Genomic DNA, 25,375 nt, shown 5'->3' with positions numbered 1-25,375 from the left:
TTAAAATGAACTATTTTTGAATTTTTATACCTTTAATTTCACACAATTTAATTAAATTTTTTGTAATTTCATTAATTTCCTGAGTAGATAAAGTTTTTAAATTTTGTTCAATGAAATAGCGAACAGTGTAATTAATAATTTTTGAATTTTTAATATGGTTAGATTGAACAAATTTTGAAGTAATACCTGTAGTTGTATCAATAGTTACTAAATCATTTTCAAGTTCATTAATTTGAACAATTGAATTATTCTTTTCATTTGTTTCTTTTTCATAAATGGAAATTAATTCTCATTTTATTATTTCGGGGATAGAATCAATAACTTCAATAAAATCATCAAATGCATTATTAGGTTCTAATGTAAAAGTAATATCACGATCAATGTTTTGTAATTTACTATAAGTCACATATTCTTTTTGAATTCTATTTAATGATGTTATTAATTTTTCAAGATTTATATCTAAAACATAAATAGGAGTGTCTGCTAAATCATATTTTTTAAGAATAGATGGTCGAACTTGACCAATATAACCAATAATTTGATTATAAACAACTAATTGCAATGAATCATTTGTAATTAAATAATCAGATTGATCAATTTTTTTATAAGCACATCTAAAACCAAAATTATCAACAATAATATTACTTAAACCTTTCATTGTTAACAAATTATTTTCAATTCCACTATTAATGTAATTATTTTCAAATAATTTTGATGGAAGAGCTATACCAATATGGTGTTCTGAACCCTTTTGTGTTAATAAATTTTGTAGTTCAAAAATAGGAATTAATTTATTTTTTCTTTTTTTATTTAAATCTAAAACTTTTAACAAATTACTAATGATATTAACTCTAAAATATTCGCGTTCAACTGAGTTAGCATCCAAAACTTTAATTGGTTCTTTGTGGTTAAAAAAATCAAATATTTTTGCATCTTCGTAATTGGTTAAATTATAAGTATGAACATTTGAAATTTGTAAATTGCAAAGTTTTTCATGCAATTTTTTTAACATTTCATAATTATTATTTTCTTCAAACTCTAATGAATAATTAGCCACTATTGGTTCTTGTTTTAACAAATTAATGTTAATCATTTTTACAACTTCTTCAGCTATATCTTGTCATGTTCAAATATCACTACGATATGAAGGAACTAATACCATGGAACCATTAATATCAAAACCAATACTTTTTAAACTATATTCAATTTGTGCATTTGATAATTCATTTTGACTCAAACCAATTAAATTTCTAATATCATTAAAATTAATTGGTATTTTTCTACAAAAACTATCAACATTGCATTTTGAATTTAATTCTGATAATTGTTGCGGTAAATTATTTTTTAATAAATAACGATAAATATGTTGAATTGTTAATTTTGTAGCATACAATGACACTTGTTTAGAAAACATTTTTCCAGAAAAAGTACTAGTATTTAAACGTTCTAATGTTTCAATAATTTTAGTTTTTTTATAATTTGCAATTTCAATTAAAAATGAAGTTGTTTCATTATTAACCATTACTTCTTTGGAAATAACAATTCCTGCCAAAGCAACAATTTTTACTCGATCACAAACAATTAAATCACCAGGGAAAATTTCATATTTTTTATCATCTGAACCAATTATGGTTTCTCTTTTACTAGAAATTCTTAAAATTAATTGACCTTCAATTTTATTAGCATCATAAATATGAATTGGATTTCCTGTAATTAATGATATTAAAGTACAATTATCAATAATGTCATTAATAGGTTTAATCATATGATTAATTAATACACCTTTAAGATCTCAAGTTGAATTTTTTACTCTTTTGCTTCTTAAATGAATAACATCATAATAATTACATAATGATGGAGCATAATTTAATACTTTAAATGCTTTATTAAAGCGACGATTTTTAACAAAAAAATTACGCATTTTGTCTTTAAAACGTAAATTTAATGATGCTGCTATTTCATAACAAATAAATCGAACACCTTGTCATTCGGGACGATTAGTAGGAATACTAATATCATAAATCACATCATCAGTACTTATATATTTAGAAATATCTTTATCAAACAATTTTGCATCATTCAAAATAATAATGTCATCTAAATCATTAGCTGAAATATATTTTCTATATTCAGGATTTAATTCTTCATAAGAACATAACATACCTTCTGACATAATTCCATTAATGTTTTTAGACATAATAGTTTTACCATTTGGTAGTTCTGAACCTGTTAAAGCAACAATAACATATTTACCTATCACGGATTCGCGATTTTTAACATTTTTTGCTCCACAAACTATATCAACAAGTTGTGATGTATTTATACGTACTCTACAAATTGAAAGTTTTTCAGAATGCGGATGTTCTCTTACTTCATTGATTTGCCCAATAGTAACATATGAGTCAGTTTTTGGAAAATGATAAATGTTTTCTACTTCAGCGCCAATTGCGTTAAGAGTATTAACAATACTTTCTTCACTAATTTCTTCTATTCCATCTATAAAACTTTTAATTATTTTTTTAGATAACAACATATGAACTAATCCCTAAATTGTTCGTTAAAACGAAAATCATTTTCATAAAATTCTCTTATGTCATTAATTTCATTTTTTATCATTGCTAAACGTTCGACACCAATACCTGCTGCCAAACCTGAAAACTTAGGATTCACACCTGAAGATTTAATAACAACAGGATGTAATAAACCTGCTCCTAAAATTTCAATTCATTTAGAATATTTACATACATTACAACCGTTTTGGCAATTTCAACACCTAACATCAACTTCAAATGAAGGTTCTGTGAATGGGAAATATGAAAGTCGAAAACGTATTTTCACATTATCTGAAAATATAAAATTAATAAATTCTTGAATAAATCATTTTAAATTAGTTAATGACATATTTTCTCTAATTCAAATAAAATCTATTTGAGTAAATTGATGAGAATGTGTAGCGTCATCCGTATCATTACGATACACATTTCCAAAACTAACTACTCTAATATCACTATTTTTATTCAATTGCGACACAGCTTGAATTGTTGAGGCTGTACATTGTGTTCTTAATAATCTTTTATTGTCAATATAAAATGTATCTCTAGAGCTTCTGCCGGGATGATCCATAGGAATATTTAAAATATCAAAACAAAATGTTGTTGAAGTTAATTCACTATTATTAACAATTTTGAAATTAAACCTTTTGAAAAAAACAATTATTTCATCAATAGTTTTTTTCAAAATATGATTTGTGCCAGGAAACAAATTGCTTGCTGGTAATGTTAAATCATATTTTGGACTAAAAATTTGATCATTTTTATTTTCAATATCATTTACAGTAGTTTCAATTAAAGAATCAATATCATCTTTTAATTTTTGTAGATTTGCACCAAATTCTGGTTTTTGTTCTGCTGGTAAATTACCTAATTTTTGATAAAGTGGTTTAACAAATTCTTTTGTGAAAATATTTTTAATTTCATAAAGAATTCTAGTATTGTTAATGCCTATAATTTTATTTTTTAAAATTGAAATTAATTCATCGTGATTAATCATAATTAATACCACATTATTCTATAAATAAATTTAATATACATTAAATTATTTAATAATTAGATTTATTTCGTTGCAAATTTATTTCATTTTTTAATAAATAAGCTTCAAAAATTTGTTTTTTGTTAAAACCTAATATTATTGATAGTTTAATTAGTTGCTTTATAAATAAATCAATAGTTTTTTTATCTTTAATATTTTGAGCTAATTTAATTAAACTACTAAAATAAATAGTTAATTTGCTATTTATGTTTTTTTTGTCTTTTTTAATGTTTGGAATGTTATAGACATTTGATGATTTATATTGAATCGCAAAAGTAAAAGCAAAATGAAATACATCTGCTAATTCGTCTAAAATTATTTTTAATTCACTTGAAGATTTAGTAGATCAAAATTTAAAAAAACGAATTTCGTTTGCTAATTCACATAATTCAACAATCAAAGCTAATTTTCTTTTAGATGAAGTTGATTTATATTGGGTATGAAATTTTTTAAAAATTTTTTTGTCTAACTCTTTTTGAATAACAATTAATTTATTAAAATCCCAAATCATTATTAATTATTCATTACACTTTGTACAAAATTTTTAAATTCTTCTGGTTGTTGAATTGCCATTTCAGATAACATTTTACGATTAATTAAAATATTATTTTTTCTTAATTTATTGATAAAAACAGAATATGTAATATCCATTTCGCGCAATGCTGCATTTAATCTCCCAATTCATAAAGCACGAAATTCTCTTTTCTTGTTTCTTCGATCACGATATGCATATTTTGCTGATTGAATAACAGTTTGTTTTGCAACTTTATATGAAGCATGTCTAGTACCAAATGTACCTTCAGCTTCATTAAGTCATTTTTTACGTCTTTGTCTTGTTGCTGGTCCGCCTTTAACACGCATAATTTTATCTCCTTAAAAAATATTAATTTAACAATTCTCTAATTGATTTTGATTGATTTTTATCAACAAAAGAAGCTTTTCGCAAATGTCTTTTTTGTTTAGTTGTTTTGTTTGGTGCTAAATGAGAAGTATAAGCATGTTTGTGTTTAATTTTTCCAGACTTAGTAACTTTAAAACGTTTAGCAGCAGCACTTTTAGTTTTCATTTTAGGCATAAATTTATTCCTTTCTTTTTTAAAAAATAATTAATCTTTTTTAGGTTTATAGTTTTTATTAGGAACAATTGTTGCTTCATATGTATTTGCAGCAGTTCTTACAAATTTCTTTTCAATTTCTCCATGTTCCCCTACTAATTTGATGAAAGAATCAAATAAATTATTAATTATATCTTCACGAGTAATTAATCGATTAAAGGCTTTAACACTAAATTTGACATGAAATCCATCATCTAATCAATCTTTAGCATTATTAGCACGTCAAGATAAATCATGTTGACCAATTGTTGGTTTAACATTTATTTCTTTAACTTTAATAACTGTTTGTTTCTTTTTTGATTCGCGTTTTTTACGTTTTTGTTCATACAAAAAACGTCCATAATCCATTAATTTAGCAATAGGAACTTTTGCATTAGGCGATATCACAACAACATCTAATTGTTTATCGGTAGCCATTTGCAATGCTTCTTCTTTTGAAAGTTCTCCTAAATTGTTTGAATTTTCATCTATTAAAACAATTCTTTTAGGAATAGTTTCATTCATTAAAGGATTATTTGATTTTTGTTGTTTTTGAAAATTAGTATTACTATTTCTATTTTGATTATTATTCATTAAATGATTTTTTTCCAATAAATTAACAATTAAAACTTTGCACTCTCTAATATTAAAACTAATATTATGGAATAAACAAAGTCAATTCCAAAAGTATGATTTTTAAAATTTAAATATAAAATTTAAAACTAAAAAAAACTAATTAGCCTTGAAACATTAATTCTACATTAAGTCAAATAGGCGAGTTTAAACTACTTTTGTTATTCAAATAATTTATATTTGAATTAATCTAATTATACATATTTTATTTTTTATGTAAATAAATAAGATTTAAAAATATATTTTTAAATGTTTTTTATTAAATGAATTTTTTTATTTTGATGAATTTCTCTAATTTTTAAAATCGGTAATATACTCATTAATGCAAATGGTAAACAAATAGCAAATGAACCCAAAATAATTTGAGCATTTAAAACAAAAGAAAAAAATCAATCATTATTAGTTCATCAAATAACTCCTGCTAAAATGTGAATAAACATTTTTATTGAAAATAAAATAAAAGTTAAAAAAGAAAAAAATAATAATGTTGCAAGATTTTTATTTTTTTTGGAATTAATGTGCATCTTTTTGATGAAAAAAAAATTTATATTAGCAAAAAAACAAATAGGTAATAATATTCAATAAGACAGCAAATATTCTATAAACACTTGCAATGGATATATTAATCCTGATGAAAATGGTAGTGCTAAAATTGGTGAAATAAAAGCAAACAAAAGAACAAATTTTAATTTATCAATAATGATTAAAACTAAAACATAAAACATAACATCAACTTCTATGCTTCATCCGCCAAAAATTTTTCAAAAACTGAATAAAAATTTGACTAGCAAAAAAATTGACAATAATAAACCTAATAAAACAAAATAAAAAGTTTCAGAGTTTTCAAAAAAACTTATGAAATTTTTTTTAAAAAATTTAATTTCTTTTTTATTTAATGTAAATTCATTAATTAATTTAGGAAATTTTAAAAAAATAAAAAAAATGCTAAAAAAACTAATGAAAAAATAACTTATCTTTTTGTTGAAATTTAGTTTTATAGTTAATGATCATATCAATGATATTAAAAAATTAAATATGAAAAAAATTATTATAAAAACTCACGAACTTATAAAAATATTTTCATTAGTTGCAGAATTTACACCTATTTTTAAATGAATTTGAAATGATTCTAAGAAAATGAAAATTATTGTTGCTATATTTAACAATGCATTTGTAAATAATCAAAACATTTCTTTTATTAATAATTTTTGTTGTTTTTGAAAAAACAAAAATTTACTAATTTGATAATTTTTTTGTTTGATTTGAAAATTAATAAAATCAATATCTTGTTTTTTTAATAATTCAAAATCTTGTGTACCTAATTCTTTTTTGACATTATTTACTTGCATAACCTTTTAAAAAATCCAAATCATTTAAATATTAAAAGGTTAGATAAAAAGAAATTAGGCTACTTACGCTAGTATTAACTAGATCAAGTTCAAGAGTATTTCTCAACCATTTTCGACAAGAAATGAAAATAGTACCTCTGCCTTTTAATAGTTTGATTTTAGCACTATAAAAATTAAACAACAAAACTAATTGTTTTGTTTGGCACGAAAATAATTTTTTTAATTTCTTTATTGTCAATGTATTGTTTAATTTTTTTATTATTTATAAAAGCATTTTTTACTTCTTCTTCTGAAGCATCTATTTTAAATTTTAAACTTTCTCTAAATTTTCCATTAATCATACAAGAAATAGTTATTTCATTAACAACAATGTATTTTGGATTATGTTGCGGCATTGGCAAATCATAAACACTTGTGTTTTTATCCATATTTAAAAATAAATTCAACTCTTCACCTATAAATGGACAAACGAAACTTAAAATAATAACAAAATTTTGTAAATATTTTTTAGGAATTTTATCAACTTTATAACAACTATTTATAAATACCATCATTTTACTTATTAACAAATTAAATTCATTTTTATCTAAATGTTTATTAGCTTGTTCTAAAAATTCATGATATGAATGCAATAATTCTTCGTTTGAACTTTCATCCAAATTTTCTATATTAATTTTATGGAATAAATTTCAAACACGATCTAATCATTTACGCATCGCATCTAAACCGCTATCATTTCATGCTAAGGATGCTGTAATAGGACCCATAAACATTTCATATAATCTTAAAGCATCAGCACCATGTGAATTACAAATATCATCAGGATTTATAATATTTCCTTTAGATTTAGACATTTTAGTCCCATCAGAATTTAAAATCATTCCTTGATTTATTAAATTCATGAATGGTTCAGGAGTTGAAACAATTCCAATATCATACAAAAATCGATGCCAAAATCTTGCATACAATAAATGCAAAACCGCATGTTCTTGACCACCAACATAAATATCTACAGGCAAAAAACGATCAAAATTTTTCTTTGCTTCATTACTATTTAATGGCAAATATTCTAAAGATGCATCATTATGAATTTTCATCAAATAAGCCAAATAATATCAACAAGAGCCTGCTCATTGAGGCATAGTATTTGTTTCTCTTCGATACAATTTATTTTCAATAAATACATTAATTCATTTTGTAGCATTAGCAAGTGGTGGTAAACCGTCTGGATTAGGTTCAAAAGTTTCCATAGGTGGTAAAACTACTGGCAAATCTTCTATTAAAAAAATTTCATTTTTTTCATTAAATATTATTGGAAATGGTTCACCTCAATATCTTTGACGCGAAAATATTCAATCTCTTAATTTATATGTGGTTGTCTTTTTTCCAATAAAATTTTTTTCAACATATTCTATTGATTTTTGAATTGCTTCTTGATTATTTAAACCATTTAAAAAATCAGAATTAATATGAATTCCATCACCTAAATAAGGTTCATTTTCCAAAGAATTGTCTATCACTTTAATAATTTCTAAATTATGTAATTTTGCAAATTGATAATCTCTATTGTCATGTGCCGGAGTAGCCATTACTACACCTGTACCATAATTATTTAATACATAATCAGCTATTCAAATAGGAATTTTCTTTTTGTTTACTGGATTGATAGCATAAGAACCTGTAAAAACTCCAGATTTATTTGCTTTATCTTTTCTTTCAATTTCGGATTTGTTTTTAACTTCAATTAAATATTTTTCAACATCATTTTTATAACTCGGATTAATTATTTTTTCTAAAAAAGAATTTTCAGGAGAAATCAATAAAAAAGTTACTCCAAAAATGGTATCTGGTCTAGTTGTAAAAACAGTTAATTTGTTATTATTTTCTAAATTAAAATCTATTAAAGCTCCATCACTTCGACCAATTCAATCCCGTTGCATTTTTTTAATAGATTCATTTCAATTAATTACATTTAATCCATCTAATAATTTGTCAGCATATTTAGTTATTTTTAAAATTCACTGACGCATAATTTTTTTAGTTACAGGATAAGAACCTCTTTCACTAATTTTGTTACCGTTTTCATCAGTTAAAATTTCTTCGTTAGCTAAAACAGTTCCTAATTTTTCGCATCAATTTACTTCGATATCTGATATTTCTGCCAAACCATTTTTATAAAGTTCATTAAATATTCACTGAGTTCATTTATAATACTTTGGGTCAGTTGTATTAATTTCTAAATTAGGACTGTAGTTAAATCCCATCATTTTTAATTGTCGTCTAAAATTATTAATATTTTCTTCTGTGAAAGTTCCTGGATGTTTATTTGTTTTTATTGCAAATTGTTCAGCAGGTAATCCAAACGCATCATAACCTATAGGATGAATTACACTATAACCACAAGCTTTTTTGTAACGACTAATTATATCTGTTGCTGTATATCCTTTGATGTGACCAACATGTAATCCTTTTCCTGATGGATATGGAAACATATCTAAAACATAAAATTTAGGTTTGTTTAAATCATCTTTAAAATTATATGTTTGATTTTTATCCCAAAAATCAATTCATTTTTTTTCAACTAAATTATGATTATATTGCATTTACATGACCTATATTAAATACTTACAATCTGCTTAAAATTTGAGTGAAGTAAAAAAATCTTAAAACAAATTACTTTCCAAATTATAAATTTTATTAATTTTTTTAAATTAAAAAAATAAATGTTTTATTTTTTAAAAATTTATAAATGTATTTTCTTTGAAAAAAGAAATTTATTTTTTTACAAAATTTTGATATCTTTTTAAAGAAATAAAATATTTTTTAAAGCATAATAAAATTAAGGTAAATAGAACAATGAATAAATTTAAATCAATTAAAATAGAATCTTTATATAATTTTAGTTACACTGAATTTTGAAATAAAATTAAAAAAAATTTAATTAAAATTTGAATTTTTCATACTGGTTTTGTTATTGGTATTTTATTTAACATTTTAGCAGCATTAATATTGGCAACAATTATTATTCAAATTAATACTATAAATTTGTATATAGCTTTGCCACTTTACATAATTTTTAAACTTATTTTTATATTAACTACAATTTTTCAAATATGATATCAATCGAATGAAATTAAACAAAAACAATATACAGATGAACCAATTAAATTTTTTTTTAATATAGAAATGTTACAAAAGAAAAGTAAAATTGGACTGATTTTATCTATTATTGGTATTTTTATACCTTTTATTTGTTCAATATTTGGATATTTAATATTTATGGTACCATTACAGCAAAAATGTCAATTGTTTTTGCAACATAAATATTACAAAGCATACATATCATATTACGAAAAAAAACAAAGTAAACAACAAAATATTTAGATTAGTATGAATAACATAGAAAATAATAAAAAAACAGTAATTGTTGGTTTGTCGGGCGGCGTAGACTCTTCAGTTAGTGCATTATTACTAAAAGAACAAGGTTATCATGTTATTGGAATTTACATGGTTAACTGGGATAAGGAGTTAAATGGAGATTTTTTAGGAAACAATTTAAAAGATCTTGAAATAGGTTGTTCATCAGAAACGGATTTTAACGATGCAAAAAAAATTGCTGATCAACTAAAAATTGAATTAATAAAAATTAATTTTGTTAAAGAATATTGAGATTTAGTTTTCAGTAAAATGTTGAATGATTATAAGAATAATCTAACACCTAATCCTGATATACTTTGTAATCATTTTATAAAATTTGGTGTATTAAAAGAATACATAAATAAAAATTATCCAAATGCGTTTTTAGCAACAGGTCATTATGCAAAATTAATCAATGAAAATAACCAAAATTATTTGCAAATATCTAAAGATTTAAATAAAGATCAAACTTACTTTTTATGTTATTTAAAATCAGAACAATTAAATAATGTTATTTTTCCTTTAGCTAATTATTTAAAATCTGAAGTTAGAAAAATTGCCAACGACAATAACTTAATAGTGGCAAATAAAAAAGATTCAACTGGAATTTGTTTTATTGGTGAAAGAAATTTCAAATTATTTCTTGAAAATTATTTTGATAAAAATTCAGGAGATATTATTTTATTGCCAGACAATAAAATTATTGGAAAACATGATGGAACACTTTTTTATACGATAGGTCAAAGACAAGGTTTAAATATTGGGGGGATGAAGGAAAAAACTTTTGTTGTTGGAAAAGATAAAGAAAAAAATATTTTGTATGTGGCACTAAAGTCAAATAGTGATCAATATTTAGAATCAAATATTGCTAATTTAATTGAATTTAATTGAATTATAGAACCTAAATCAATAAATTGAGAAAATGAATTTTTTTATGTGAGATTTAGACATCGACAACAATTAATAAAATGTTTTATAAAAAGTATTGATAAAACTAATGTAAAGATTTTTTATCCAGAAAAATCTAAATCTGTTACTCCTGGCCAATATGCTGCAATTTATACCCAAAAAAATATTTGCATAGGTGGTGGTAAAATATTAGAAGCAAAAAACCATTAAAAAATATAGGAATATCTTTCAAATATGAAAAAACTATCAGGGAATGAAATTAGACAAAAATGATTAGATTTTTTTAAAAGTAAAAATCACTATATTGTTGAATCAAAATCTTTGGTTCCTGTAAATGATAATTCCTTATTATGAATTAATGCAGGTATTGCAACATTAAAAAATTATTTTTCAGGTAAAAGCAATCCACCAGCACCAAGATTAACTAATTCTCAACGCTGTTTAAGAACAAATGATATTGAAAATGTTGGCGTCACAAGTAGACACCAAACTTTATTTGAAATGCTGGGTAATTTTTCTATTGGTGATTACTTCAAAGAAGATGCAATTAAATTTGCATATGAATTATTAATAAATGAATATGAAATAGATAAAAATAAACTATATATAACTATATATGAAAACGATGATGATGCATATAAATATTGAGTTAATGTCGGAATTGATCCAACTCATATAATTCGTTGTAATCGTGATCGAAATTTTTGAGATTTAAAGCAAGGTCCTTGCGGTCCTTGTACTGAAATCTATTATGATCGTGGTATTAAATATGATCCAGAAAATATTGGAATAAAATTATTTGATGAAGATATAGAAAATGATCGATATATTGAAATATGAAATATAGTTTTCAGTCAATTTAACAATGATGGCAATGATAACTATTCAGAATTAGCAAGAAAAAATATTGATACAGGTTCAGGATTAGAAAGGTTAGCTTCTATTATTCAAGATGTTCCAACAAATTTTGATACAGATTTATTTTTACCAATAATTAGAGAAATAGAAAAATTTACTACAGAAAAATACAATGTTGAAGATTATTTTTCAAATGATGTGAATAGCAAAAAGAAGCAAACATATTTTCGTGTAATAGCTGATCACATAAAAGCTGTTGTTTTTGCAGTGTCAGACGGAGTTATTCCAGGACCAAAAGGAAGAAATTACACAATTAGAAAATTAATAAGAAGAATTGTGTTGTATACAAAAAAACTTAATATAAAAGATAATTGAGCTGAGCCGGTTATTAAATCTGTAATTGATTTATACAAAGATTTTTTTAAAGAACTAAATGATAAGCAAGATGAAATTAAAACAACTTTGTTAAGTGAAATAAATAGTTATTCTAAAACAATTGATAAAGCGTTTGTTTTGTTTAAAAATCAAATTAGCGAAAATACTTTAAACACTGAAAATTTTTTTAAATTGGTAGAAACATATGGATTACCAATTGAATTTGCAAAAGAGTTTTTAGATGATGCCAAAATTAAAGCTGAAAATTCGTTAAATTTAAAAATAAATAATGTTAATGTGGATTGAGATAAATTTGATGAATTATTTAAAAATCACCAATTAATTTCTAAAAATAATAATCAGGTTGCCGCAATAGAAAAACAAAATGAAAATTTACTAAAATGCAATGTTTTATCCAAATTTGATTATGAATTAAATTACATAAAAGCAAAAGTTGTTGCATTATTTGATGATGAATTTAAACCACAAAATAAAATTAAAAACGGCAATGGATATGTAATTTTTGATAAAACAGTAATTTATGCAACTTCAGGTGGTCAACAACACGATGATGGTTATGCCAAAAAAGCATTTAAAAAAGTTCATTTTGATAATATTATAAAAGCACCAAATTTACAACATTTACATCATTTTAAAAATGCTTCTTTTAAATTAAATGAAAAATGAATATTGTGACATGATGAATTGTGAAGAAAACAATCAAGAAAAAATCATTCACTAGAGCATATATTACATTCAACATTAAAAAAAGTTATAAGTGAATCTATTAAACAAGAAGGCGCATTTAAAAATGCCCAAAAAGCTACATTAGATTTCACACACCCTTCAAAATTAACAGATGATCAACTAGAATTAATAGAAAAAGAAATTCGTAAGGTTATTGCTGCAAAAATACCTGTTGAAATCATTTATACTGATCTAGAAGGTTCTAAAAAATTAAATGCTATTGCTTATTTTGATGATGAATATAAAAAACATGACAAATTAAGGGTTATAAAAATATCTGATTATAGTGTAGAACTTTGTGGCGGAACACATGTTAACAACACATATGAAATTGAGAATTGTTTTATTACAAATATAATATCTAATGGTGTTGGTTCTTGACGTATTGAAATCATTAGTAGTCATCAAACTATTGAAAATTATTTAAAAAAACAAATACAAAAAATGCACAATGAAATTGAAAGCATAAAAATAGAATCTATAAAAATTAATAATCAAAATTTAATTAATAAAATAAATTCTTTTGTTCTTCCAAAAAATATCGAAGAACTTCGCAAAAAAAACAATGAATTTAATGAATTGATAAATGATTATCGAAAAATAAAGATAGAGTACGATAAACAAAATCAAGAAAATGAAGCTAACGAAATTAAATTAAACTTAATTCAAAATATAAATGACAACATAAGTATTTTGGAAACTAATGATATTGATAGCAAAAAAATAAGCATTGCTTTATCTAATGCTAGCAACGAATATCAAAATATATTATTTTTAATTCTTAATAAAACAAATAATAAAACGCAGTATTTTGCATCAATTAAAAAACCAATTAATGAAATTTTAGTTGCCAACAACATAATCAAATTATTAAATCAAAAATATGATGGTAAAGGTGGCGGCAAAAAAGAATACGCTCAGGGCGGATGCCTAAAAACTTTATCTATTAACGATATAAAAGAGTTATTAAAAATTTAACGATGTATTTTTTAGGTTTAGATGTTGGATCAAAAACATTAGGTGTAGCTATATGTCATGTTGACACACAAATTCCAAGTCCATTAACAACTATACGATTTAATGAAAATAATTTTAATCAAGCTGTTAATTTATTAAAATCAAAGATTAAAAGTTTTAACTATGAAATTAAAGAATTTATTATTGGTTGACCAATTAATGAAAATGGAACTTTAAATAAAGCTACTGAACGAGTGGAAAAATTTGTAAATGAATTAATTAAACAATTTCCAAATTGCAAATATAAATTACAAAACGAAAGATATACAACTAAAATTGCAAATGAAATGCTTTTTGATATGGAATTAAAAGCATCTTTAAGATCAAAAAATATTGATAAAATTAGTGCTGTTTTAATTTTGGAATTTTTTTTAAATGAACAAAGATAAAAAAGAATCTATTTTAAAAGAAAGTCAATTAAATAATGTCGCAAATATGCGAAAATCTAATTTAGATTTTTTGATAAATTTTTTAGAAAATAACAATTATTTAAACACGATTTTAGAAATTGGAACAGGTTGCGGATATAGTTCATATTGTTTAAGTGAAATTACTTCAGTAAAAAAAATAACAACTATTGAAAAAAACATTAAACGATATGAAATAGCGAAAAAATTATTAAAAAATGAATCAAAAATAAATATTTTGAATAAAGATGCGAATGTTTTTTTTAATAGCACAAATATTAATAAATATGATGTCATCATTTTAGATGGTCCAAAAAATAAATTAATTTGATATATCGAAAGAAGTTTCAATTTTTTAAACAAAAATGGAATATGTGTTGTAGATAATTTATTTTTAAAAGACATTCGTAAAAAACAAAATGAAAAATTTCAAAAGCGTTATGAAAAATTAATTATTAAAAACAATGAATTACAAAATTACATAAATTTATTAGATAAAAAAAGATACAATATTTTTGTTGATGAATCAGGTGATGGTTTAGTCATAATTCAATTACTATAAATATCTTAAGTTAAATTTATGAAATTAATAACAATGCCTTTTGATTATGAACAAGCTATTAATTTTATTGAAAATAAAATAGATTGTATTTTAATAGGAAACAAAGAAATAAGTTTGCGATGTGCAAATTATTTTACATGAAATGAAATAAAAAAAATTACTCTTAACAAACTAAAAACTAAAGTTTTTATTTTAGTTAATCAATTTTTCTTTGAACCAGATTTAAAAAAATTACTAAACAATTTAAAAAAACTAAATGAATTACCAATTGATGGAATATATTTTCAAGATTATGCTATTCCGCAATTATGCAAAGAAAATAATCTTAAATTTAATTTAATATATCATCCAGAAACAATGGTAACAAGTTATGGACAATTTCCATTTTTCTTGAAAAATAATATTAATCATTTAGTTTTATCAAGAGAATTATTTAAATCTGAATTATTAACAATTTGTAAAAATAAACCCAAAAAAATGAAACTTGAAATTCAAGCTCATGGTTTTTTGTTTATTATGCACTCTAGATGAAAGATGATTTCAAATTTCAATAATTACGCAAATTTAAGAATTGATTCAAAAAAATTTTATTGAATAAAAGAAACATTAAGAAAATATCCAAATGCTATTTTTGAAGATAAATTTGGAACACATATGTTTAGTGGTTATGAATTATGCATTATTAAAATAATTAATGAATTAAAAAATATGAATATTGATTTTATAAGAATCGATAACATTATGCAAAACAAGGAATGATGTTTTAAAATAACTTATTTGTATGATGAATTATTAAAATTAATAAAAGAAAACAAAGTAGATGAAAGGACTATTAATTTATTTTGAAATAAAGCAAAAGATATTTCAAAACCAAATGAAATATCTTTAGGTTTTTTAGGTTCAATAAAAGATAACTTACATTTAATTAAAAATGAAAAAAAATAAAAAAATTGAATTGCTATCTCCAGCAGGTGATTTTGAAAAAGCCACAATTGCATTAGATTATGGTGCTGATGCAATATTTTTAGGTGGAAAGGCGTATTCTTTACGTTCCCAAGCATCAAATTTTTTTATGAAAGATATAAAAAAAACTTGTGCATATGCACACAAAAAAAATAAAAAAGTTTATGTTGCATTAAATGTAATTTGTCACAATAGTTTAATAAAAGGTTTTCCTAAATTCATTCAAAATTTATACAAAACGGGTGTAGATGCTTTAATTGTTGCTGATCCTTATATTATTGATTATTTAACTAAAAAATACCCTAAATGAGAATTGCATTTGTCAACCCAACAATCAGTAACTAATTCTGCTGCCGCAAAATTCTGAAAAAAAAATAATATTTCTCGAGTTGTATTAGCAAGAGAAGTTAGTATTAACGAGTTAAAAGAATTAATGAAAAATTTAAAAAATGAAGTAGAAATAGAGTATTTTATTCATGGCGCTGTGTGCATTTCTTATTCCGGGAGATGTATGATGTCAAATAATTGATCATTAAGAGATGCAAATGTTGGCGGGTGCGCACAATCATGTAGATGAAAATTTGATTTAATCGATAAAGAAAAAGAAATAAAACATACAAATTTATTTACCATGTCGCCAAAAGATATGATGCTATTAAAATATATTAAGACATTGATGGAGTTAAAAGTAGCATCATTAAAAATTGAAGGAAGAATGAAATCTTTAAATTATATTGCAACTGTAACAAAAGCATATCGTCAATTAATTGATACCAATAATGATAAATCATTTTCTAAAATTAAAAATGATCTTAAATATGCAGAAAATAGACCAAGTAGTATTGCTTTTAGCAAAGGACAACCAACAACAAAAGAAATGCTTTATCATGATGAAGAGCGAGAATTAAAACAAAGATTTGCTTTTGTAGTTGATAAAATAGATAAAAATTTTATTCAAGTTAACAGTAGAAACTATTTTAAATTAAATCAAAAATTTACAATTTTTGGACCAAAAAACAAATATAAAAATTTAACTTTAATTTCAATTTTGGACAAAAATAAAAACAAAATTGAATTTGCAAATAAACCTATGCAAACATATTTTTTAAAGTTTAATAACAAAAGATTTTTAAAAATAAGTAAAGGTTTTATAGGAAGAATTCAATAAATTTATTTTATAGATGAATAATATAAACCGTGTAAGTTGCAAAAAGTATATGCTTCTACTTTTTTACCATGCGAAACTTTAAATTTTACATTAGGTTCATTATCAGTTTTATAATTGAAATCATATCGATGAATTCATTGATCATCAATTTTTAGAACAGTTGTAACTAAATGATGTTTAATATTCATTGGATGAACATTATTATAATCATGTCTAACAAAATAACCATCATTTTGTTTTTCAATTAATGGAATATGACTCATATTATGAGTATCAGAATCTTTAACTTGCAATTCAATTAATGTGTCGGGTCGTTGACCGCCATCCTTTGCTATTTCATCATATAAAATTCAATCTTTTCTAAAAAATTTCATTTTTTTGTCTTTCAATTTAATTTATACAAATTAAATAATATCTAATAAAGTATTGTTTAATAAATTTATGTTTTCACATTTTAAAATATTATTTTTCAATTTAAAAAATTTTAATTTAGATTTGTAAAAATTAAATGCAGATTTATATGGTTCAATATCAATATTAATGCCGTCTTTTAATCGTAAACCCATCATTAAAACTTGTAAATAATACTCTTCATCACTTAATTTATATGTTATTTTTTTAGGTTTATTTATAGTTCCCTCGTAATGATAATATAAACGTTTTTCTAATCCAAAAGCGCCATAACCTATTGCAGCTCAATCTTTTGTTAATCAATAAGCTAGATTATGCTTAGATTGATATTTTTTTGATATAGCTCAATTTGATACTTCGTAACGCTTAAATTTGGTTTTATTGAAGGCGGAAATTATAGATTCTAATTGATCAGCTTCATCATCTAAATTAATTTTGTATTTTTGTTTTGTCAATATAGAATTTGGTTTTAAATCTAAACCATAAAAAGAAACGTGTTGAATATTATTTTTTACAGCAAATTCAACAGCATTTAATGTATCAACAATCTTCATCAATGGCAATGCATACATAAAATCAACTGAAATATTATTAAATTTAAACAATTTCATTAATTTAATCGCTTTTTGGCAATCTTCAATTGTGTGGCTTCTATTTAAAATTTTTAAGATTTTGTTATTAGTGGATTGAACACCTAATGAAATTCTATTAATTGAATTTTTTTTAAAAATTTGAAGTTGTGATTTAGTTATTAAATCTGGATTACATTCAATTGTAAATTCATTATTAATCTTTAATAAAGGTTTCAAATGAGATAAGAAAAAATTCATATCTTCATCAGAGAAAACATTTGGTGTGCCACCACCTATGTAAATGGTAGAAAATTGTTTGATAGAAAATTTTTTTAGATTACTTACTAAATAGTTAATAATTTTTTTTGGATTGTACTTACAAATTAAATCTCTTTTAAAATCACAAAATGTACAAATTTCTTTACATAAAGGAACGTGAATGTATAAATGTTGAGGATTCATAAATTAAATATTAAAAAATTCGCTTACTTGTTTAAAAATAGAGTTTATATTATTTTCCAAATAATCAAAATGAATTGTCTTATTTATATAATGATTGTTGCATCATTTTATTTGTTTTTTAGCTAACTGTCTAATTAATTTTTTCAATTCATCTAACTCGATTTCTTTTTTGTTTAAAATACAATCAATTAAATAGGAATATCCTATTGCTTTTGATGCTTGTGAATTAATAAAATTAGGTTGATTATCAATTAAAAATTTAATTTCATCTGTTCAACCATTATTAAACATTTTTTCGGTTCTTTTATTTAATAATTCCATTAACAAATTTTTATTATTTAAATTGCAATAAATATACAAAACATCATACTTTAAAATTTGATTCTGAATTAATTCATTTTTTTTAAATCCTGTAGTTTCATAAATCTCTAAAGCTCTAATTAGCCTTTTCCTATTATATTTAGAAATTTTTTTAGCTTCAGTGGGATCAATTAAAAAAAATTTTTCAAAAATTTGTTCATTTGACCAATTTTTGTATAAATTTCTATCTCGCATAGGTGAATTGCTTAAGTTATAATTTTTAGTTATCGCATCTATATACAAATGTGATCCACCACAAATTATTGGGATAAATTTTTTATTTAACAAACTATCAATAATTTTTTCAGCTTGATCTTTAAAAATTTTAATATTTCATGAATCATTTACACTTATATTATTTATAAAATGATGGTTAACTTTATTTAATTCTGCAACATTTGGTTTATTAATACCTACTGAAATTTCTTTATAAACTTGAAAAGCATCAGCACTTATTATTTCAGCTTTTAAATTTAAATACTTTGCAATTTCAATTGCTAAAAACGATTTTTTTGATCCAGTTGGTCCGACAATAGCAATAATTTTTTGTTTCATGAATTAAATATTTTTAAACAAAGTTTATTTTTTTTAGTAATATTACTATTTTATATAATAAAATAGTTCAAGTTCATATTTAAATTTTTAATTTAAAAAATTGATCAAATTAGGTAACCAATGACTAAGAAAAGTAAAAAAATAAAAAAGATAACAAGTTTACTAGGATTATTTTTAGCTTCAGTAGCTGCTGTAAGTATTAGTTTAATGACTACAAGTTGTTCAAATGTTAATTCAAATTTATTTAGAACAATAACTTTAGATGATATAAATCAAAACAAAGAATATGATAAATTGGATACAATCAATGAATCCGATGTTAAAAATTTAGTGTACGGAACTAAAAATTTTAATGATGGAAATTATGTTTTGTTGGTAGCCTCATATTCAAATGATGATCAATGAAGATTTTTACATGGAACAAATTGCACAGCAATAACTCCTAGATGATATGGTAATTATGGCAAGGCTGTTCAATACATTTTAGGTGAAAATTCACCAATTAAAGGTTTATATCCAAATGGTGTTAAATTTGCTTTATTTGTTGATTCATACATATCCGAAAATAATACAAATAATAAAGATAATCCTTTTGCAAAATATAGAAAAGTAGATTCAGATTCTCAAATTGCTACTAAAGAACAAAAAGATAATTCAGAAAAATATAGAAGAAATGACACGCAAGCTATTCAATATCGAGATATTGTTAATTTTCTTTACAACACATATTCAAGTGAAACAAATGCTAGTGGTTGATTAAATAAATCTGCTGAATTCCCTACAAATAATTCTACAGATGGAACAATTCCATCAGCAAGCAATGATACTTATGGAGAAATTACTAAAATAATGGCTATAGCCTTTAAGCAAGATAAAGATGGCAAAATTCAACGTAGTTTCTTTGCATATAATTCAACATCTGGTGGTGGAAGCGATGATGGCTCAACTACTCCGCCCGAAGAAGATAATGGTTCAGGTGAAAATAATTCAGGTAGTGGCGAAACAACTACTCCAGAAAATAGTGACGCTACAACAAAACAAAAAATAAAAAATAAAATTACTATTTCAAATAAAGCTGCTGTTTCATCTCCTGGAAGTGATGATTTCTCAATATTCTTAAGAGATTTTTATCAAACAGATAATTTAAAATAAATTTTATTTTTTAATGAATAAAATTCAAAAATAAAGTAGAAAAATAAATAGGTTGCTTTTGCATAATCTATTTATTTTTTTTAAAATATTTCTAATATTTTTTAATTTTATAAGATATATTTACTAAAATTTTAAAATCTTATTTTATTGTTTTGCCATAAGATTTAATAGTTTGTTTTTAATAATTTGAATAAATTAGTTTTTTTTTATGTTTATCAAAGAATTAACTATAAACACAAAAAAACTAAAAACAATAAAATTGCATTAACTTAATCATACTAAATAATCCAAAGTTGTTAAACCTATAGTAAAATTGTGCTTATATTAAATGTTGCTAATGATTATCTATGTCATCTTTTAACAATGTTTTTTTAATATCAATATCAAACAATTCTATTAACTCTTCTAAAGAAATTTTGCTTAAAATGTTTTCTTCATTGTCGGAAATAATACTTTTTATTAAATGCCTTTTATTTTCCTGAATTGCTACAATTTTTTGTTCAATAGAATCTTTTGTAATCAATCTATAAACATTCACAGGTTTTTTTTGACCAATACGATGAACTCGATCAGTTGCTTGATTTTGAATAGCTAAATTTCATCACAAATCATAATGGATAACAATTTCAGCACCAACTAAATTTAAACCAACGCCACCAGTTTTTAATGTCGATAAAAATATAGGTGTTTTATCTTTATTAAATTTATCAACAATAGAAACACGATCTTTGTTTTTTGTACTTCCAGATAAAACATAATATTTAATGCCACGTTTATTTAATTCGGATTTTAAAATATCAATCATTCCTAAATATTGTGTAAATATTAAAATTTTTCGTTCATTTAATATTGCTTGATTAACCAAATCTAAACAAGTTTCTAATTTAGAATTTTTACCAATAAATGATTTATCTTTTAATTCGGGACTACAACAAATTTGTCGCAAATCATTTATCATTGTAAAAACATTTAGTTTTATAGAATTTAATTCTTTCTTTTTTTCAGTATTTTTAGTTATCAATTCTTTAATTTTATTTTGAGAATCGTGAAATCACTTTTCATAAAACAATTTGTGTTCAGGTGTAAAAGTAACTAAAATATCTGTTTGAGTTTTAGGTGGTAATTCAGTTAAAACTTTTTCTTTTGTTCGTCTTAATACAAATGTATTTACTTTTTGTTTTAAACGTTCTAACAAAATAGGGTTATTGTCTTTAGTAATATTTTTTTCGTAATCATTAGCAAAATCATTAGTTGTCCCAAATAATCCCGGTAATACGAAATCAAAAATAGATCATAATTCTAGAACGTTATTCACGATCGGTGTGCCAGTTAATGCTAAATTATGTTTAGAAGTAATTTCTTTAACACATGATTTTAAATTTGTATTATTATTTTTTATATTTTGTGCTTCATCTAAAATAAAAAATTCATATGATTTTTTATTATGATATTCAATATCTTTTTTAAATACAGAAAAAGAAGTTATTTCAATATTATGTTTATTTGATTTTATTAATTTAGTTCGTTCTTTTGCTGTCCCTTCAATCACACATATTTTTAATTCTTTTGCAAATTTTTCAAATTCCACTTTTCAATTGTGAACTAATGATGTGGGAACAACTATTAAAGAAGGTTTTTTAATTTTATTATTTACATATGCATCATATAAAACAGAAATGATTTGAATTGTTTTTCCCAATCCCATATCATCAGCTAAAACACCACCAATATTGTATTCTAGTAATAACTTAATTCATTTAAAACCGTCAACTTGATATGGTCTTAATACATTTTTAAACGGTAAAGGAACTTTAAAGTCTTTGTTCTTTTTATTAACAAGATAAAAAATTAAATCAAAAACATTTTTTTCAACATGTTTTTTAATTAAACTAATATTTCCTTTAAAAGCAATATATAAGTCAAAAATTCGATATTTTGGTAAAGTAAAATATCCTAATTTTGTAGATGTTGCATTGTAATAATCAAATTTTGACCAAAAATCTAAGAATGGTTTATTTTTTTCCGAAATTAAATTAATAAAAAATTTATCATTAATATAGATTTGATTTCCTGAAATATAATGTTTGCAAATTAATTTTAATTCTTCTAATGTCAAATTAAAGTTATCACATTTAATTATCAATTTATCATCGTTAATAGATATTTTTTTAAAATTTTTATAATCGAAATTTAATTTTAATTCATTTGTTAAATTGCTTAAAATTTCATATTGAGCAATTGGGCTTTGTTTATATTTTTTAAAATCATTAATTGCTGATTCAAATTCTTTTATTTTTAAAGTTGATATTTTTTTACTTTTAATAAATCATTGTTTTGAACCAAAAAAATAACTAGATAAAACATTAATAATAGATTTCTCATATATTCATAATCTTTTTTTATTTGTTGAAGAATTATCATCAGTTGAAAAAACACTAAATGATGGAGATCCTGGATAAACATATTTTATTCTATGTTTAATAATTTTTTCTTTATCGTTATAAATTAAACTGATAATTGTTTTAGGTATAAAATCAAAAATATCTTGGTTCTTGCCATCAGAAGTTGTGTATTTAAAATTTTTAATATTGTTATTGAAATAATAGAAAAAATAAGATTCTACTAAAGTATTTTCTACTAAACTAACAACTTCAAGATTCTTTTTATTCTTTCAAAATTGAATAGTAGGATCAGCTCAAAGTAATTGTCCATTTTTATTAGCATTAACTTCACTAATGCTAATTCATTTTTTATTTGATTGTTGAATCATTAAACTAATATGATATTTACTATGTTCATTTAATTCTTTATATAAAATGTATTTATTTGGGCTATCCATTATCATTCTAAATGAATCAGATTTTTCTTCTAAAAATTTAGATAAATTGAGATTATCTTTAATCTTATACTCAGATTTCAATCAATTAATTAAATTAAAAATAACTTTTCTATTTATTCAAAAAGTATCTTTTGAATTATTTCTTAATTCATAATTGCGATGATTTTTAAAAGATAATTGATTTTCAATTAAAAATCTAAGAATCTTTAAATCTAATTCATTAAAAGCGCTAGAATTAATTTCATATGATGAATGATCCAATAAAGAAATTAACAATGATCCATTTTTGTTATTAATGTTTTTAAAAATTTTTTTAGAACAAATGGGTGTAAAAATTTTATTACCTGATGTCAATTGGAAACTAAATTGACTAATTTTTTGGTTGTTATCAAAATTAATGTGTAATTGAGTAAAAGAAATTGATCCTTTATTTCAATCTAATTTTTTATAGGAATAATTTATTTTTTTATCTAAATGTTTTTGCTTATTTTTAGCATCTTGTTTTTTCTTTTCTAATGCTTTTTGTTTAATTAAATCATAATGACTTACATTGTTATTTTTTTCATGTGGTTGAATGAACAGTTTTATTAAAACTCCAATTATATGAAAACAAGGTTTATCTAAATTACAAGTGCAACTAAAAGACAAAATTTTATTTTTTTCAACAACTAATTCAATTTGAAAAACATCATCTAAATCAAAAACTTTTCCAATATAATAATTTTCTTTTTTTGATGAATTTTTTGCTATTACGCGATTTCTATTAACTAAATTTTGCCCTTTAATAAAGACAATTTCACTCTTTGCAAATTCTTCAATACTACTTTTGTTCATTTACAAACCAAATCCAATATAAATTTGTTGTGTGTAATCAACTAATTATAACATATTGAAAAAATATTTTTTTTATCTTAATTTTGCTTGATGCTTTAATAGATTACATAAAAATAACAAAAATATAAAATTTAATTGGAATTTAAACAAATAAAATTTATTAATTTTTTTCAAGCACCTAAAGCGATTTTTTAATACATTTAAAATTTTAAATTTATTATTTTTGTTTAGTAAATATCTCATAAATTTAATAATGAAAAATTAGTATATAAACTATTAATTTCAAATTTTTTTAATAAAGTGATAAACACCACTTTGATTATTATCATAGTCAGTTATAAATTTAGCTTCTGTTTTAACAAAATCAGCTGCATTTAACATAGCAACACTATATTTAGCTTTATTAAACATAGGTAGATCATTTCCGCCATCACCAAAAACCATAAATTGTTCGTTAGTTGCATTTAAAATATTGAAAATCTTTTCAAAACCTGTGCCTTTATCAATTTTTGAATTCCCAATATCGATAGAATTTCTTGTGCTTTTCGCAATAGATACTTCAGAACCAAAATTATTTTTAATATGATTAAAAACTTTATTCTGATCAATACTTCAAACTAAAAATTTAAAAACTGGATCTTTTTTATTATATTTAGCTAATGGTTCAATTTTTCATCGGAATTCTACTGGAAGTTTTTTAACAATCTCTTTTCAGCAATCAACATGTGGAAAACTTTCAGGATATGTATAAATTTGTTTAAATGTATATAAATAAAAATTATATTTGTTCGCTACACAAAAATTAATAATTTTATTTACTAATTCTTGATTCATATGTTCAGAATAAATTATATTTTTGTTTTGATCCAAAATTATGGCTCCATTTGCTGCTACAATTGGAATATTAGGTTGTAATTCAAAAATTTCTTTAAGCATCATATATGGTGGTCGACCAGTAATTATTGAATGCTTTAAATTAAAAGAATTTAATAATTTAGGTATCTTGATATTATCATTAGCTAAGGTTCGTTCATTGTTTATCAATGTTCCGTCTAAATCAAATAAAAGATATTTAACATCATTTTTAACATTTTCAAAATTCAT

The 25,375-nt window shown here is 22.8% G+C and carries 21 protein-coding genes and 1 riboswitch; of the genes, 8 read left to right on the top strand and 13 right to left on the bottom strand.

Annotated features, from left to right (window positions below):
• Nucleotides 1-10: 10 nt before the first annotated feature.
• From pheT to leuS, 8 genes are all read right to left on the bottom strand, one after another.
• On the bottom strand, nucleotides 11-2,533 hold the full coding sequence (gene pheT, locus T397_RS0101840) for a phenylalanine--tRNA ligase subunit beta (RefSeq protein WP_027123981.1): 2,523 nt from the start codon (nucleotides 2,531-2,533) through the stop codon (nucleotides 11-13).
• A 5-nt stretch (nucleotides 2,534-2,538) separates the two neighbouring features.
• A complete protein-coding gene (gene pheS, locus T397_RS0101835) occupies nucleotides 2,539-3,549 on the bottom strand; it encodes a phenylalanine--tRNA ligase subunit alpha (protein ID WP_027123980.1) in 1,011 nt (336 codons plus the stop codon).
• A 49-nt stretch (nucleotides 3,550-3,598) separates the two neighbouring features.
• Complete coding sequence (locus T397_RS0101830; RefSeq protein ID WP_027123979.1) at nucleotides 3,599-4,099, bottom strand: dUTP diphosphatase; 501 nt, start codon at nucleotides 4,097-4,099, stop codon at nucleotides 3,599-3,601.
• A 2-nt stretch (nucleotides 4,100-4,101) separates the two neighbouring features.
• Nucleotides 4,102-4,449, bottom strand: coding sequence for a 50S ribosomal protein L20 (gene rplT / locus T397_RS0101825; RefSeq protein WP_027123978.1), 348 nt, complete (start codon nucleotides 4,447-4,449; stop codon nucleotides 4,102-4,104).
• A gap of 22 nt (nucleotides 4,450-4,471) precedes the next feature.
• On the bottom strand, nucleotides 4,472-4,663 hold the full coding sequence (gene rpmI, locus T397_RS0101820) for a 50S ribosomal protein L35 (protein ID WP_027123977.1): 192 nt from the start codon (nucleotides 4,661-4,663) through the stop codon (nucleotides 4,472-4,474).
• A gap of 30 nt (nucleotides 4,664-4,693) precedes the next feature.
• On the bottom strand, nucleotides 4,694-5,275 hold the full coding sequence (infC, locus tag T397_RS0101815; RefSeq protein WP_027123976.1) for a translation initiation factor IF-3: 582 nt from the start codon (nucleotides 5,273-5,275) through the stop codon (nucleotides 4,694-4,696).
• Nucleotides 5,276-5,559: 284 nt separating this feature from the next.
• Nucleotides 5,560-6,663, bottom strand: a complete 1,104-nt coding sequence (locus T397_RS0101810) for an energy-coupled thiamine transporter ThiT (RefSeq protein WP_027123975.1) — start codon at nucleotides 6,661-6,663, stop codon at nucleotides 5,560-5,562.
• Between the two features lie 43 nt (nucleotides 6,664-6,706).
• Nucleotides 6,707-6,812, bottom strand: a riboswitch (TPP riboswitch).
• A 24-nt stretch (nucleotides 6,813-6,836) separates the two neighbouring features.
• Nucleotides 6,837-9,266 carry a leucine--tRNA ligase gene (gene leuS / locus T397_RS0101805; protein WP_027123974.1) on the bottom strand — a complete coding sequence of 810 codons (2,430 nt, stop codon included), beginning with the start codon at nucleotides 9,264-9,266 and terminating at the stop codon, nucleotides 6,837-6,839.
• A 253-nt stretch (nucleotides 9,267-9,519) separates the two neighbouring features.
• On the opposite strand from leuS, the gene T397_RS03890 reads away from it, so the two are divergent.
• Genes T397_RS03890 through T397_RS0101770 form a run of 7 tightly spaced genes read left to right on the top strand, consistent with a single transcriptional unit; the run spans nucleotide 9,520 to nucleotide 17,086 of the window.
• Nucleotides 9,520-10,047, top strand: coding sequence for a hypothetical protein (locus T397_RS03890; protein WP_036448613.1), 528 nt, complete (start codon nucleotides 9,520-9,522; stop codon nucleotides 10,045-10,047).
• A gap of 6 nt (nucleotides 10,048-10,053) precedes the next feature.
• Entirely contained in the window at nucleotides 10,054-11,199 is a 1,146-nt protein-coding gene (mnmA, locus tag T397_RS0101795; protein WP_036448610.1) for a tRNA 2-thiouridine(34) synthase MnmA, read from the top strand.
• Nucleotides 11,200-11,223: 24 nt separating this feature from the next.
• Nucleotides 11,224-13,947, top strand: coding sequence for an alanine--tRNA ligase (alaS, locus tag T397_RS0101790; protein ID WP_027123972.1), 2,724 nt, complete (start codon nucleotides 11,224-11,226; stop codon nucleotides 13,945-13,947).
• 2 nt (nucleotides 13,948-13,949) lie between these two features.
• Nucleotides 13,950-14,375: a Holliday junction resolvase RuvX gene (gene ruvX / locus T397_RS0101785; protein ID WP_027123971.1), complete on the top strand. Its 426-nt coding sequence runs from the start codon at nucleotides 13,950-13,952 to the stop codon at nucleotides 14,373-14,375.
• Nucleotides 14,362-14,955: an O-methyltransferase gene (locus T397_RS0101780; protein ID WP_027123970.1), complete on the top strand. Its 594-nt coding sequence runs from the start codon at nucleotides 14,362-14,364 to the stop codon at nucleotides 14,953-14,955. The genes ruvX and T397_RS0101780 overlap by 14 nt, the downstream gene beginning before the upstream one ends.
• An 18-nt stretch (nucleotides 14,956-14,973) precedes the next feature.
• Entirely contained in the window at nucleotides 14,974-15,900 is a 927-nt protein-coding gene (locus T397_RS0101775; protein WP_027123969.1) for a U32 family peptidase, read from the top strand.
• Entirely contained in the window at nucleotides 15,887-17,086 is a 1,200-nt protein-coding gene (locus T397_RS0101770) for a peptidase U32 family protein (protein WP_027123968.1), read from the top strand. The genes T397_RS0101775 and T397_RS0101770 overlap by 14 nt, the downstream gene beginning before the upstream one ends.
• 2 nt (nucleotides 17,087-17,088) lie before the next feature.
• Here T397_RS0101770 and T397_RS0101765 read toward each other — a convergent pair whose 3' ends face one another.
• The 3 genes from T397_RS0101765 to miaA are packed head-to-tail and all read right to left on the bottom strand — an operon-like array spanning nucleotide 17,089 to nucleotide 19,446.
• Nucleotides 17,089-17,460, bottom strand: a complete 372-nt coding sequence (locus tag T397_RS0101765; protein ID WP_027123967.1) for a desulfoferrodoxin family protein — start codon at nucleotides 17,458-17,460, stop codon at nucleotides 17,089-17,091.
• A 30-nt stretch (nucleotides 17,461-17,490) separates the two neighbouring features.
• Nucleotides 17,491-18,531 carry a radical SAM family heme chaperone HemW gene (gene hemW, locus T397_RS0101760; protein ID WP_027123966.1) on the bottom strand — a complete coding sequence of 347 codons (1,041 nt, stop codon included), beginning with the start codon at nucleotides 18,529-18,531 and terminating at the stop codon, nucleotides 17,491-17,493.
• Between the two features lie 3 nt (nucleotides 18,532-18,534).
• Nucleotides 18,535-19,446, bottom strand: a complete 912-nt coding sequence (gene miaA / locus T397_RS03885; RefSeq protein ID WP_052663071.1) for a tRNA (adenosine(37)-N6)-dimethylallyltransferase MiaA — start codon at nucleotides 19,444-19,446, stop codon at nucleotides 18,535-18,537.
• Between the two features lie 120 nt (nucleotides 19,447-19,566).
• Between miaA and T397_RS0101750 the strand changes: the two genes are divergently transcribed.
• Nucleotides 19,567-20,598, top strand: a complete 1,032-nt coding sequence (locus T397_RS0101750) for a DUF6856 family protein (protein ID WP_027123965.1) — start codon at nucleotides 19,567-19,569, stop codon at nucleotides 20,596-20,598.
• Between the two features lie 334 nt (nucleotides 20,599-20,932).
• On the opposite strand, the gene T397_RS04215 is transcribed toward T397_RS0101750, so the two are convergent.
• Entirely contained in the window at nucleotides 20,933-24,271 is a 3,339-nt protein-coding gene (locus T397_RS04215) for a DEAD/DEAH box helicase (RefSeq protein ID WP_052663070.1), read from the bottom strand.
• A gap of 276 nt (nucleotides 24,272-24,547) precedes the next feature.
• The gene (locus T397_RS0101740) at nucleotides 24,548-25,375 is read right to left on the bottom strand and encodes a Cof-type HAD-IIB family hydrolase (RefSeq protein WP_027123964.1); all 828 of its coding nucleotides are present in this window, start codon (nucleotides 25,373-25,375) and stop codon (nucleotides 24,548-24,550) included.

The sequence above is a fragment of the Mycoplasmoides pirum ATCC 25960 genome (assembly GCF_000685905.1).
Lineage (GTDB): Bacteria > Bacillota_I > Bacilli_A > Mycoplasmatales > Mycoplasmoidaceae > Mycoplasmoides > Mycoplasmoides pirum.
This window is presented reverse-complemented; position numbering and strand designations above follow the sequence as displayed.